Annotated in this window: 10 protein-coding genes; 3 read left to right on the top strand and 7 right to left on the bottom strand. The window is 72.0% G+C overall.

What is annotated here, in order from left to right:
- Positions 1-2 precede the first annotated feature (2 nt).
- Together xseA and ACFYWJ_RS10715 are read right to left on the bottom strand one after the other, a co-directional pair.
- Entirely contained in the window at positions 3-1,304 is a 1,302-nt protein-coding gene (xseA, locus tag ACFYWJ_RS10710; RefSeq protein ID WP_355276492.1) for an exodeoxyribonuclease VII large subunit, read from the bottom strand.
- Positions 1,305-1,394: 90 nt separating this feature from the next.
- Positions 1,395-1,997 carry a lipid droplet-associated protein gene (locus ACFYWJ_RS10715; protein ID WP_355276490.1) on the bottom strand — a complete coding sequence of 201 codons (603 nt, stop codon included), beginning with the start codon at positions 1,995-1,997 and terminating at the stop codon, positions 1,395-1,397.
- A 114-nt stretch (positions 1,998-2,111) separates the two neighbouring features.
- Here ACFYWJ_RS10715 and ACFYWJ_RS10720 point away from each other — a divergent pair, with 114 nt between their 5' ends.
- Positions 2,112-3,131, top strand: coding sequence for a 4-hydroxy-3-methylbut-2-enyl diphosphate reductase (locus ACFYWJ_RS10720; protein ID WP_355276488.1), 1,020 nt, complete (start codon positions 2,112-2,114; stop codon positions 3,129-3,131).
- A gap of 62 nt (positions 3,132-3,193) precedes the next feature.
- Here ACFYWJ_RS10720 and ACFYWJ_RS10725 read toward each other — a convergent pair whose 3' ends face one another.
- Together ACFYWJ_RS10725 and ACFYWJ_RS10730 are read right to left on the bottom strand one after the other, a co-directional pair.
- Positions 3,194-4,021 carry a DUF6542 domain-containing protein gene (locus ACFYWJ_RS10725; RefSeq protein WP_355276486.1) on the bottom strand — a complete coding sequence of 276 codons (828 nt, stop codon included), beginning with the start codon at positions 4,019-4,021 and terminating at the stop codon, positions 3,194-3,196.
- Positions 4,022-4,072: 51 nt separating this feature from the next.
- Positions 4,073-5,221 (bottom strand): DNA recombination protein RmuC, encoded by a 1,149-nt coding sequence (locus ACFYWJ_RS10730; protein ID WP_355276484.1) that lies wholly within the window; start codon positions 5,219-5,221, stop codon positions 4,073-4,075.
- 134 nt (positions 5,222-5,355) lie between these two features.
- Between ACFYWJ_RS10730 and ACFYWJ_RS10735 the strand changes: the two genes are divergently transcribed.
- Positions 5,356-6,552: an exonuclease SbcCD subunit D gene (locus ACFYWJ_RS10735; RefSeq protein WP_355276482.1), complete on the top strand. Its 1,197-nt coding sequence runs from the start codon at positions 5,356-5,358 to the stop codon at positions 6,550-6,552.
- A gap of 22 nt (positions 6,553-6,574) precedes the next feature.
- On the top strand, positions 6,575-10,279 hold the full coding sequence (locus tag ACFYWJ_RS10740) for an SMC family ATPase (RefSeq protein WP_355276480.1): 3,705 nt from the start codon (positions 6,575-6,577) through the stop codon (positions 10,277-10,279).
- A gap of 177 nt (positions 10,280-10,456) precedes the next feature.
- Here ACFYWJ_RS10740 and ACFYWJ_RS10745 read toward each other — a convergent pair whose 3' ends face one another.
- The 3 genes from ACFYWJ_RS10745 to ACFYWJ_RS10755 all read right to left on the bottom strand — a co-directional run bounded on the left by ACFYWJ_RS10745 (position 10,457) and on the right by ACFYWJ_RS10755 (position 13,216).
- Positions 10,457-11,098, bottom strand: a complete 642-nt coding sequence (locus tag ACFYWJ_RS10745; RefSeq protein WP_355276478.1) for a hypothetical protein — start codon at positions 11,096-11,098, stop codon at positions 10,457-10,459.
- Between the two features lie 67 nt (positions 11,099-11,165).
- Complete coding sequence (locus ACFYWJ_RS10750; RefSeq protein ID WP_355276476.1) at positions 11,166-11,678, bottom strand: methylated-DNA--[protein]-cysteine S-methyltransferase; 513 nt, start codon at positions 11,676-11,678, stop codon at positions 11,166-11,168.
- Positions 11,675-13,216 carry an Ada metal-binding domain-containing protein gene (locus ACFYWJ_RS10755; protein ID WP_355276474.1) on the bottom strand — a complete coding sequence of 514 codons (1,542 nt, stop codon included), beginning with the start codon at positions 13,214-13,216 and terminating at the stop codon, positions 11,675-11,677. The genes ACFYWJ_RS10750 and ACFYWJ_RS10755 overlap by 4 nt, the downstream gene beginning before the upstream one ends.
- Positions 13,217-13,245: the final 29 nt, after the last annotated feature.

Raw genomic sequence — 13,245 nt, forward strand, 5'->3', positions numbered from 1 at the left:
GGTCAGTTCCCCTTGTCGTTGGTGGGTGTCAGGCGCTGGGTGCCGAGCGCGGCGGCGGTGACGGCGCCGTCGGCGACCCGGATGCGGAGCTGGCTGCCCGCGGGGGCATCCTCGATCGCGCGGACCACGTGACGGTCCTTCCCGGCGACGCGCTGCACGACAGCGTAGCCACGGGCCAGCGTCGCGGCCGGGCCGACGGCGGTGAGCTTCTCGCGCAGGTGCGCCGCGGCGGTCGACTCGGTGCGCAGCGTCTGCTCGACGGTGCGCCGGGCCGCTAGCCGCAATCGCTCCACCTCGTCGTGGCGGTGCCGCAGCTCGCGCAGCGGATCGGCGAGCACAGGGCGCGAGCGCAATTGGGCGATGATGTGGGTCTCGCGCTGCACCCAGCCGCGCAGCGCGGCGGCCGAGCGGGCCCGCATCTCGCGCACGCCCGCGAGCTCGGCGGCGGCATCGGGGACGATCCGCTTGGCGGCGTCGGTGGGGGTGGCGGCGCGCACGTCGGCGACGAGATCGCTCAGCGGCGCGTCGGGTTCGTGCCCGATCGCGCTGACGATGGGGGTGGTCGCGGCGGCGATGGCCCGGCACAGCGCCTCGTCGGAGAACGGCAGCAGGTCCTCGGTGCTGCCGCCGCCGCGGGCGAGCACGATCACGTCGACGGCCGGATCGCGATCGAGGGCGGCCAGCGCCTCCAGCATCTGCGGCACCGCCGTCGGACCCTGCACCGCCGTGTTCTTGACGACGAAACGCACCGCGGGCCAGCGATTCTGGGCGACGGTCAGCACGTCGCGTTCGGCCGCGCTCGCCCGCCCGGTGATCAGCCCGACCGTGCCGGGCAGAAAGGGCAACGGCCGCTTGAGCCGTGGATCGAACAGCCCCTCCGCCGACAGCAGCGCCTTGAGCCGCTCGATCCGGGCGAGCAGTTCGCCGATGCCGACCGGCCGGATCTCGGTGACCCGCAGCGACAGCGTGCCCCGTCCGGTGAAGAACTGCAGCTTGCCGTAGACGACCACCCGGCTGCCCTCGGTGAGCGGAACGGGACTGCGCCGCAACAACTCCGGATCGCAGGTCACCGACAGCGACATGTCCGCCGAGGTATCGCGCAGCACCAGGAAGGCGGTGCGGGTGCCGGGCCGCAGACTGATCTGGGTGACCTGGCCCTCCACCCACACGCTGCCGAGCCGGTCGATCCACTGCGCGACCTTCACCGCGATCGAGCGCACCGGCCACGGCTGCTCCGCGGAACTGCCCGGTGCGCCCGCGGCGGTGTCCGCCGGGGCGGAAGCGCCGGAGCCGTCCTCAGTCATACGTCAGGTATACGCGGCGCTACCGACACAAACAAAAGCGACCGCGACCGGCGCGTTGGCCCCGGTCGCGGTCGCTGCAAAGGGGGGAGGCTACTGCGCCTGGACCGTCGCGATCCGGTTGGTCAGCATGGTGACGAACGGCGCGCGGGCCCGGGTCTGCTGCTCGAAGGCCAGCAGCTGGGCCAGCTCCTCGACGGTCAGCATGCGCAGCCGGGCGCGCAGCTGGGCCAGCGTCATCGCCGGGTAGTCGTAGCGGATGGCGACCTCGGGGGCCTGCACCTCCTCGGGCTCCGGCTCGGCGGCCGGCTCCTCGGCGGTCTGCTCGGACTCAAGCAGCAGCAGCGACGCGGGCGCGGCCTTGCCGTTGGTCTGCTCGGCCGGGATCTCCTCGGTGAACAGATCGAAGCGGCTGGCATGGCCGTTGGTGGCGACGGCGGGCTCCGGGGCGACGTCCTCGTCGAAGGTGGCCCAGGCGGGCTGCTCCTGCGGGGCCGAACCCAGACGTTCGAACAGGCCGTCGCCCTTGAGCGCGAGGCTGGTGACGAACTGCTGCACGTGCATGGTGGTCTGCAGCACGCGGCTCAGCGCGGTGATCGGGAAGTTGACCGCGGCGACGGGCAGCCGCCGGGTCTCTTCTAAGGCGTAGACGGCGGCACCGGCGGCGACCCGGGCCAGGTACGGAGGACGGAACATGGTCCCAGCCTGCCGCAAACCGCCTGTGATGCAAAGGTCCAGACCACCCCGATGTGACTTTCGCCCCTCGATCCGCCCTGATCCCGCCCGCGCGGCGCACGTAAGCTGTGGACTATGACCTCGGCAATTCCCTTGAACGTCGGTATCGCGCGCTCCGCGGGCGCGTCCGCTGCCGGTGGCAAGCGCGTGCTGCTGGCCGAGCCGCGCGGCTACTGCGCAGGCGTCGACCGCGCCGTCGAGACCGTGGAGAAGGCGCTGGAGAAGCACGGCGCCCCGATCTACGTCCGCAAGGAGATCGTGCACAACCGGCACGTGGTGGAGACGCTACGTGAGCGCGGTGTCGTGTTCGTCGACGAGACGGACGAGGTGCCCGAGGGCGCGCTGGTCGTGTTCTCCGCCCACGGCGTGGCGCCGATCGTGCACGAGACCGCCGCCGAGCGGAACCTGCGCACCATCGACGCGACCTGTCCGCTGGTCACCAAGGTGCACCAGGAAGCCAAGCGCTTCGCCCGCGACGACTACGACATCCTGCTGATCGGCCACGAGGGCCACGAGGAGGTCGAGGGCACCGCCGGTGAGGCGCCCGAGCACGTCCAGCTGGTCGACGGCCCCGACTCGGTGGACAAGGTCACCGTGCGTGATCCGTCGAAGGTGATCTGGCTGTCGCAGACCACGCTGTCGGTCGACGAGACCATGGAGACGGTGCAGCGGCTGCGCGAGCGGTTCCCGACGCTGCAGGATCCGCCCAGCGACGACATCTGCTACGCCACCTCCAACCGGCAGACCGCGGTGAAGGCGATGGCACCCGAATGCGATCTGGTGATCGTGGTCGGCTCGCGCAACTCCTCCAACTCGGTGCGGCTGGTCGAGGTCGCCCTCGGCGCGGGCGCGCGGGCCGCGTACCTGGTCGACTACGCCCGCGAGGTCGACCTCGCCTGGCTCGACGGGGTGCGCACGATCGGTATCACCTCGGGCGCGTCGGTGCCGGAGATCCTGGTGACCGGTGTGCTCGACCTGCTCGCCGAGCACGGCTTCGGCGAGGTGCAGCCGGTGACCACGGCCAACGAGACCCTGGTGTTCTCGCTGCCGCGTGAGCTGCGCGCCGCGCGCCGCGACGCCCCCGCCCAGGGCTGACACAGGACCGACACATAAAGGAAGCCCCCGTCGCGAAGTTCGCGGCGGGGGCTTCCTGGTTCTCACACGTTGTCGGGCCTGCGCCGTTCGGTGCGACCGGTGTCGGCGCGATCGCGGTAGCGCACCGTCGGCTGGGGATGCGGCTGCGGGTCGGGCCTGCGGCGCGGGGTGCGCGCGGCGTCGGCCTCGCGCGGGGCGGCGTTGCGGGCGGCGCGCGGCTCCCTGGTCCTGGCCGCGGCGGGGGCGCGCTTGGGATCGGTCGCGCGCGGTGCGCGGCGGGCCGGGCTGGCCATGTCGACCTCGGTGACCGGGTCGTCCAGGACGGCGGTGGCGCGGCGGGTGCGCTGGCGGCCGGTGTCGCCCGCGGCCTCGGGACGGCGGCGCTTGACCGGCTTGCGCTCGGTCTTGCGTTCGGCCCGGCGTTCGTCGGAGAGCGGGCGGGCGGTGGCGGGGGTGCGCTTGGCGATCGCGATCCGGGCACCGCCGATGGCGAGGACCAGGACCGTGGCCAGCATCATCGTCGGGAAGCGCTCCACCAGCGGGATGACGAGGTTCATCAGCACGTCTTTGATGGAGGTGGTGGCGCGCCCACCCAGCAGCTGGCAGGCCACCGGCACCGCGACGAACAGCAGCAGCGGCGGCATGACCATGGTGGAGAACAGCCCGCGGAACCGCACGGCGCACACGGCCAGTACGCAGCCCAGCACATACAGCGCCGAGAAGGTGCCCGTCGGGTAGGTCTCGCCCCCGACCGCGTCGATCGCGAACCCCACCATCGTCATGCCCGCGGCGAGCAGAATCGCGCCCCAGGCGGGGATGCCGGGCACCGAGGGCATGATCGAACGTTGCGGCGCGGGCACCCGGGGTCGCGCACGTTGGGAAGCAGCCACACCATGACACTAACCGCACAACGCGCCGTCAGGCGCTGCGGCACGGGGATCTCAGCGACGATCCTCGGCCTCGGCGAAGGCCACGGCCCGCGGCCTGGCCTCGGTCAACCGGATTGCCGGCAGCTCCTGATCGGCGATCCCGAGATCGTGCATCCGGCGCGCGGTGACCATTACCCGTGACTCGACCGAGCCGACGGTGGCGTTGAAAGCCGCTACTGCCTTACCGAGATTCACCCCGAGATTGTCCAGGTGATCGGCCACCTTGCCGACCCGGGTGTAGAGCTCCTTGCCCAATTGCTGCACCGTTGCCATATCGCGGGACAGCGCTTCCTGGCGCCAGCTGAACGCGACCGTCCGCAGCAGCGCGATGAGCGTCGTGGGGGTTGCCAGGATCACGTTCCGCCCGAACGCGTACTCCAGCAGCCCCGCGTCGGTGGTGAGCGCGGCGTCGAGGAACGGATCGCCCGGCACGAACAGGACGACGAACTCCGGCGCCGGATCGAACGCCGCCCAGTACGCCTTGTCCGCCAGCTGGTCGACATGGGCGCGCAGATGCTTGGCGTGCCGGGCCAGCAGCTGGTCGCGGGCGGTGGGGTCGTCGGTGGTCGCGGCGTCGAGGTAGGCGGTGAAGGGGACCTTCGCGTCGACGACGATGTGCCTGCCGCCCGCCAGCCGGACCACCAGGTCCGGCCGCACCCCACCGCGGTCGCCGCCGCCGGCCCGGTGCACCTGGGTATCGAAATCGCAGTGCCTGGTCATGCCCGCCAGCTCGACGACCCGCTCCAGCTGGATCTCCCCCCAGCGGCCGCGGACCTGCGGCGCGCGCAGCGCCGCGACCAGCTGTCCGGTCTGGTCGGAGAGCCGGTGCGAGGTGCGCTGCATTCCGGCGACCTGCTCCCGCAGCCCCGAGTACGCGTCGATCCGGTGGTGCTCGACCTGGCGGATCTGCTGCTCGAGCGCGCCGACGGCATCGCGCAGCGGATCGACCATCGCGCCGATCGCGGCCGAATGCCTGCGTGCCGCATCCTCGTTCGCCGCGTGCAGCGATTGCTGCAGCAACCGTTGATTGTCCCCGGCCGCCGCCAGCCTGGCCTCCGCCGCGGCGGCGCGTTGCCCGCCCCGGGCGGAATGCCCCAACCAGCCGAGACCGAACCCGGCAGCGAATACCAAGACGAGCGCGACGAGCATCGAGGCGGTCATAGCGGCGATAGTGCCGGAAGCCACCGACAAACTCGCAATCACCGGGCAACCCGGGCGTGGTGACGCGCCGGTGCGGCACACCCGAGGGGTGCGTCGATTGAATTCTGTCGGGGGTGTGGCCTAAGTTTCGCGGCATGCGGATCCTGCACACCTCCGACTGGCACATCGGGCGCACCTTCCACGGTGTCGACCTGTTAGCCGATCAGGCGGCGGTGCTGGCGTCGATCGCGGAGCTGGTCGCGGCGGAGTCCGTCGACGTGGTCGTCGTGCCGGGCGACGTCTACGACCGGTCCATCCCGAACGCCGACGCGATCGCGGTCTGCAACCGCGGGTTCGAGGCGATCCGGGCCGCGGGCGCGGTGATCGTCGCGACCTCGGGCAATCACGATTCGCCCGCCCGGCTCGGCGCCGGCGCCAGCTTCGCGGCGGCGGGCGGGCTGCACCTGTGCACCCGGGTCGCCGACGCCGACCGGCCGGTGCTGCTCGCCGACAGTCACGGCGAGGTGGCCTTCTACGGGATCCCGTATCTGGAGCCGGAGATCACCCGCGCCGAACTCGGTGTGCCGCAGGCCCGCTCGCACGCGGAGATCCTCGACGCCGCGATGGGCCGCATCCGCGCCGATCTCGCCGGTCGGCCGGGCACGCGCACCGTGGTGCTCGCGCACGCGTTCGTCGTCGGCGGGGAGGCGACGGGGTCGGAGCGATCGATCTCGGTGGGCGGGGTCGAGACGGTGTCGATGTCGGCGTTCGACGGGATCGACTATGTGGCGCTGGGACACCTGCATTCGCCGCAGACCCTGTCGGAGTCGGTGCGCTACAGCGGTTCTCCGCTGCCGTACTCGTTCGCCGAGAATTCCCACCGCAAGGCGGTCTGGATCGTCGACCTCGACGCCGACGGACTGGCCGCGGTGCACCGCCACGACCTACCGCTGGTGCGCGGGCTCAGCAAGCTCACCGGCACCCTCGACGAGCTGCTCACCGATGCCGGATTCGCCGACGCCGAGCCGCATTACGTCTCCGCGACGCTCACCGACAGCACCCGCCCGGTCGACCCCATGCGTAAACTGCGCGAGCGTTTCCCGCACGCGGTACACGTGGAATGGGTACGCCCCGAGGGCAATCCGGAGCTGCGCTACCGCGAGCGGGTGCACGGCCGCCGCGATGTCGAGGTCGCGGCGAGTTTCCTGACCGATGTGCGCGGTGCGCCGACCGGAGGCGAGATGCGATGGGTAGAGCGTGCGCTGGCCGCCGCCGTGCGTGAACCCGATGCGGGTCGCGCCGAAACCCGTCGCGCGGCCGACGAATTCGAGGCCATGGACGTGACCGCGTGAGGGCTGCGCTGGGCGGTGCCGCGTGAGGCTGCATCGACTGGAGATGGTCGCGTTCGGTCCCTTCGCCGAGTCCACCGTCGTGGATTTCGACGTGCTCGGCGCGGATGGTCTGTTCCTGCTGCACGGGCACACCGGCGCGGGCAAGACCAGCATCCTCGACGCCATCGCCTTCGCGCTGTACGGGCGGGTGCCCGGCGCGCGCGGGGAGGGAAAGCGGCTGCATTCCGATCACGCCGACCCACAGACGCCGCCGAAGGTCACCCTCGAGGCCACCCTCGGCGGTCGTCGGCTCCGGCTCACTCGCAGCCCGGCGTTCGAGCGGCCGAGCAGTCGCGACAGCACCCGGTTCACCGAGGTGCAGGCCAAGGGCACGCTGGAATGGCTGGACGGGTCGGGCGAGAATCTGTCCCGGCTCACCGATATCGGCGACGAGGTCGTGCGCCTGCTCGGCATGAGCGCCGACCAGTTCTTCCAGGTCGTGCTGTTGCCCCAGGGCGATTTCGCGAAGTTCCTGCGTGCCGAGAACGAGGACCGCGAGAAGCTGCTCGAAAAGCTCTTCGACACCCAGCGATTCGGCACCGCCGAGACGTGGCTGGCGGATCGCCGTCGCGCCGCCGAGGCCGACCTCACCGCCCGCACCCAGGGCATCGACCGACTGATCACCAAGGTCGGTATGGCCGCGGGCTATGGCGGCGCGGAATCGGTCGGCCTGCCCGACGCGGTCACCTGGTCCCAGGATCTGCTCGCCACCGCGCGCACCGAGCTGGCCGAGGCGAACGCGAACGCCGAACTCCGACAGCAGGAGTCAGGCGAAGCCCGCGCCGAGGCCGAGGAGCAGCGTCGCGTTGCCGGGTTGCACGCCCGGATGGCGGCGGCCCGCGCGGAACTGGCCGCGTACACCGCCGACGCCCCGCGCCGGGCCGAGCTGGAACGCGAACTCGAACAGGCTCGCCGGGCCGAGCCGGTGGTGCACGCCATCGATGAGGCGCGGTCGGCGGTGCGCGCGCTGCGCCGCGCGGAGGGGTCGAGCCGGTCGGTCGCCGGTGAGCTGGCCGTCCAGTTGGGTGCCGAGGCGGCCGCCGATATCGCGGGGCTGGATCTGCTGACGGTGGTCTTCGACGATGCTGATACGCCGGTTGAGCGAGTGGATTCCACTGGTGGACTAGGTGATACGCGACGCGTCGGCGGCGTGCGATCTGACGGCGGGGCGCCCGGACTGGGTAGTGAACAGGGCACCCGGGCGGGCAGCCCCTCCGGTCCACGTGGCGCGCGGCCGGAGGATCTCGGCCGCGTCCGCGATGTCGAGGGCGATCTCGATGCCGCGGTGAGCCAGTGGAACGCCCAGCTCGGTGTGCTCGGTGAGGTGCGGGCCGACGCCGAGACCGCACGTCAGCTCGCCGTGGATCTCACCGCGCACGAGGCCGAGGTGACGCGCCTGACCGCGCGCGCCGGCGAACTCGCGCAGCGCCGTACCGAATTGCCCGCCGTGCTCGCGGGAGCGGGGGAGCAGTTGCGCGAGGCCACCGATGCCGCGGCCGCGCTGCCCGGACTGCGGACCGAGCTCGGCAAGTGGCAGGAATCCGCCGCGGCCGCCGTCGAATTGGCCAAGCAGCGGCCCGCGCTGGACCGGGCACAAACTGAGTTCGACGCGGCGCGGGGGACATATCTCGACGCCCGGGAACGGGTGCTCGATCTGCGCACGCGCCGATTGGCGGGCATGGCCGCCGAACTCGCCGGCGCGTTGTCGGTCGGCGCACCGTGCGCGGTGTGCGGTTCGGCCGAGCATCCCGACCCCGCACGCCCCACCGACGACGCGGTGTCCAAGGACGCCGAGGACGCCGCCACCACGGCCGAGCAGGCGGCCGAAGCCGCACGCGACCGGATCGCCGAGCGCATCGGCGTCATCGAACGCGAGATCGAGGCGCTGACCGCGCGCGGCGGCGACGCCGACCCGGTCACCCTGGCCGATGCCGTGCGCACCGCCACCCACCGCTTCGACGACGCCGCCGACAGCGCCGCCCGCGTCACCCCCCTCACCACCCGCCTCGACACCCTGCGCGCCGAGGAAACCACCCTGCACGAGCAGTCCCGCGACCTCGACGCCCGCCTCGGCACCGCCACCGCGACCATCACCGCCACCCGCGCCCGCCTCGACGAACTCACCCTCCGCCTGCGCACCGCCGCCGGCGCCGACGACTCGGTCGACGCCCGCACCACCCGCCTCGAATCCCTCATCACCGCCGCCACCACCCTGCGCACCGCCCGCACCGAGGAATCCGCCGCCCGCGACACCGTCCGCCACATCGCCACCCGCGTCGAAAACCTCGCCCAGTCAGCCGGTTTCGTCCCCGAGGGCTATGAACGGATCGCCGCCGCGTCGCACGAGGCGTCGATTGATGGCACCGCCGGTGCGACTACCAGCGGTGCCGCCACGGGCGCGCCTGCCGATGGTGTCCCCGCGACAACGACCCCGGTCGACATCGCGGACGCGGCGTCGAAGTCGTTGGCTCCCAGCGATCCTCAGGCTTCGATGTCCGGTGATGGTGTGGGGGATGCGGTGCCAGTGAGCGGCCCGGGAGCACCGGATGATGTCGCTGGTGACGGCACGGGATCTTCGCCGATCGACGGCGGGGCCGGTGCGGAGGCGATGACCGATGGTGTCGAGGGGCAGGCCTCGGGTAGCGATGGCGCGGACGCTGGCGCTGGGGATGGGGTGCGATCGCGTTCCAAGCGAGCCGCGCGGTCGGTGCGGGTCGAGCCCGAGATGCCCACGCTGTTCGACCTTTTCGACGACGAGTCGGTCGAGGACGAACCGGAACCGGAGCCCGAACCGGCGCCGTGGCGCGACGATATCGCCCTGCTCACGGCGTATGCCCAGCTCGTCACCGTGCTCGCCCGCACCGCGGCCCAGCAGTCGGCGATCGAATCCGAGCTCACCGCTGCCGACCGGGCCCGTGCCCACGCCGACGCGGTCCTCGCCGAACCGCAGATCCAGGCGGTGGCCGAGCAGGTGCCTGCCGATCTGGCCGCGCTGGAACAGCGTTTCGCCGACGCCCAGACCGCGTTCACCGCGGCGGTGGCGACCCAGTCGGCCGCCGCCGAGCGGGTCGCGCAGCTGGAGCAGCTGGGGACCCAGCTGTGGGGTGAGGTCGAGCGGATCGCGCCGAGGCAGCGTGATTTCGACGAGCTGGCCACGCTGGCCGACGTGGTCGCGGGGCGTGGCGAGAACAATCGCCGGATGTCGTTGCGCTCGTACGTGCTCGCCGCGCGCCTCGAGGAGGTCGCGGTCGCCGGTTCGCTGCGGCTGCGCCGGATGTCCGGTGGCCGCTACGAATTCGTGCACTCCGACAAGGCGGGTCCGCGTGGCAGGCGCGGTGGCCTCGGCCTCGATGTCCGCGACGACTACACCGGCGCGGTCCGCTCCGCGAAGACCCTCTCCGGCGGTGAGACCTTCATGGCCTCACTGGCTTTGGCGCTCGGCTTGGCGGATGTGGTCGCGGCCGAAGCAGGCGGCCTGGTCCTGGACACCCTGTTCATCGACGAGGGCTTCGGCAGTCTCGACGCCGACACCCTCGACGCGGTCATGGGCGTCCTGGACGAACTGCGGGCGGGCGGCCGCGTGGTCGGCGTGGTCAGCCACGTCGACGAGATGCGCCAGCGGATTCCCAGCCGCCTGCACGTCCTCCGCGGCCGAACGGGCTCGCAGCTCCAAGCAACTGTCGCCTGACGACGGGGCCGGGTTTCTCCTCGGTCTGTCGTCGCTCACCCCCGAGGAGCTACCGCCAGGCGGTAGTTCCTCCCCGGGTAGCTGCCGTCAGTTGGTAGATCAGCTCTGGGCAGCTGCCGCCGGGTGGCCGATGGCAGCCGTCGATCAGGTAGTCGCTCCGGCCCGGAGCCCCGCCGATCAGGCCGTCGGTTCGGGCACCGGATCAGCCCGGACCGCACCCCCGGACTTCGGCGCGAACCCCGGCAACCACCCGTCGACATACGGGATCATCAGCTGGATCAGCGGCCCGATACCGAAGGCATACACGAGGGTGCCGATGCCGACGCTGCCCCCGAGTAGCCAGCCGGTGATCAGCACCGTCGCCTCGATGCCGGTGCGCACCGACCACACCGGCCACCCGGTCCGGGCGACCAGTCCAGTCATCAGTCCATCACGGGGTCCTGGACCCATCCCCGCGCCGATGTAGAGCACGGTCGCCGCGGCGTTGACGACGACGGCGAGCACCATCGCCGCCACCCGCACCCACAGCGCGTCGGCCGCGGGGATCAGCCACAGCCCGACGTCCACCGACACCCCGATCACGATCACATTGCTGACCGTGCCCAGCCCCGGCTTCTGCCGGAGCGGAATCCACGCGAGCAGCACGACGACCCCGGTCACCGCGGTGACGGCGCCGAAACTCAGCGGCACGTGCGCGGCGACGCCCTGGTGGAAGACGTCCCACGGATCGAGCCCGAGCCCGGCCCGGATCATCACCGCCATCGACGTCCCGTACAACCACAGACCGGTGTAGAGCGCGATCAGGCGACGAGTGAGCATGGGTATCAGCATCCGGGCCGACTGGACCTCACGAAAGAGCCAATCGTGAGTTACTGGCCTTACTGTCTCAGGCCTCGTGCGCGAGCAACCACCGCTTGGCGTCGAGTCCCCAGCGGAACCCACCCAGCGCGCCACCGATCCGCAGCACCCGATGACACGGCACGAACAGCGCCGCGGCATTGCGCGCGCACGCGTTCGCCGCGGCCCTGGTCGCCGCCGGCCGACCGGACAGCCCGGCGAACTCGGTGTAGGTGACCGGCTCGCCCGCGGGCACCTTGCGCAGCACCTCCCACGCGTGGGTGAGGAACTCGCCGGAGCGCTGGCGCACGGTGATCGCGTCGATCGCGGTGAGCTCGCCGGCGTGGTAGGCGGTCACCGCCCGGGTGACCTCGCCGAGCGCGTCCCGCTGCCGCAGCTCGACGGGACGCAGGGTGGCGTGGATGACGCTGGTGAGCTCGGCCGGGTCGGCGGTCCAGCCCGAGGCGAGGACCGCGCCGTCGGCGTCGACGATGGCGGTGAACGGTCCGATCGGGGTGGCGACGGTGGCGATGTCGGCGCGTCGAATGCTGGTGTCGGTCATGATGCTTCGCTTCCGTTGACGGGGCGGGAAGGGCGGGGCGCGGCGATGACGCCGCGATGTTCGAGTGCCGTCTTCCACAGGTGCATGGACAGGTAGGAGCGCCACGGCGCCCAGCGGGTGGTGTGGTCGAGGTCGACGCCGGCCAGCGTCGCGCCCTGGCGGACGACCAGGTCGGTGCCGAGCAGGATGTCCGGATCGGCGAGCAGGCGCACGGTGACGTAGTCGGCCGTCCAGGGCCCGACGCCGGCCAGCGCGAGCAGGTCGCGGCGTAGTTCGGCGGCCGTGCGGCCGGAGTGCAGGACCAGCTCGCCCTCGGCGATCGCCCGTGCCGCCGCCACGACGGCCGACACCCGGCGGGCCGGTCCGGTGAGTACCTCCGCGCCGCGCTCGGCGACCACGTCGGGGGTGGGGAACAGCCGGGGTGCCGGGCCGTCGATCCGATCGCCGAGGGCGCCGACCAGGCGCGCGGTGTGGGTCGCCGCCGCCTGGACCGAGATCTGCTGACCGATCATGGTGCGCAGCAACAACTCCGGGCCGTCGAGGCAGCCGGGCACGCGAATGCCCGGTCCGAACCCGTGGCCGGGAGCCGCCGTCGCGACGACGGGAAGTCCGTTGTCCGGGACGGCGAGGCCGAGACCCTCGTCGATGCCCTGCGGATCGGCGTCCAGGTCGAGCAGGTGCCGCACGCGCGCCACTGTCGGCGCCAGGTCGCGCATGTCGCGCAGCGCCAGTTCGGCGCGCACGTGTCCCGGCTGGAACGACAACCGGACGGTGGCGTGCCCGTGCGGAGTTCGCAGCCCGCGGGTGTAGACGCCGTCCTCCCACAGCTCCATGCCGGGCACGGTGTGCGCGGACAGGAACCACGCCAGCCACCCGGTGTCGAGCGGCTCCCGGTACGGCAGGCGCAGCGTGAGCAGGCCCGGCGCGGCGGGTGCGACGGCATCGGAGCGCGGTGAGCGCCGTGACTCCGTGCGCATGGTCGTCGGGCTGACCGCGAACACCTCGCGCACGGTGTCGTTGAACTGGCGGATGCTGGCGAACCCGGCCGCGAAGGCGATGTCGGACATCGGCATCTCGGTGGTCTGGATCAGCAGCCGCGCGGTGTGCGCGCGATGCGCCCTGGCCAGGGCCAGCGGTCCGGCACCGAGTTCGGTGGTGAGTACCCGGGTGAGCTGTCGCTGGGAGTAACCGAGGGTCGAGGCGAGCGCGGGCACGCCGCCGCGTTCGATCACCCCGTCGCCGATCAGCCGCATGGCCCGCGCGGCCAGATCGGCCCGGACATTCCACAGCGGCGAGCCCGGCGCGGCGTCGGGGAGGCACCGTCGGCAGGCGCGATACCCGGCCTGCTGGGCCGCCGCGGCGGTGGGCAGGAAGGAGACATTGGCCCGCTTGGGTGTGATCGCGGGGCAGGAGGGCCTGCAGTAGATACCGGTCGTGCGCACCGCGGTGAAGAACTGCCCGTCGAAGCGGGAGTCCCGGGTCGAGACCGCACGGTAGCAGCGCTCGAAGTCCAAAGCCGTGATCGTCACGGGTTCCACAATGCCCGCGAAGCGAGCGGGTCGCTAGC

Origin of the sequence: Nocardia sp. NPDC003269 (genome assembly GCF_042888005.1) — a bacterium.
In the GTDB taxonomy this organism is placed as follows: Bacteria; Actinomycetota; Actinomycetes; order Mycobacteriales; family Mycobacteriaceae; genus Nocardia.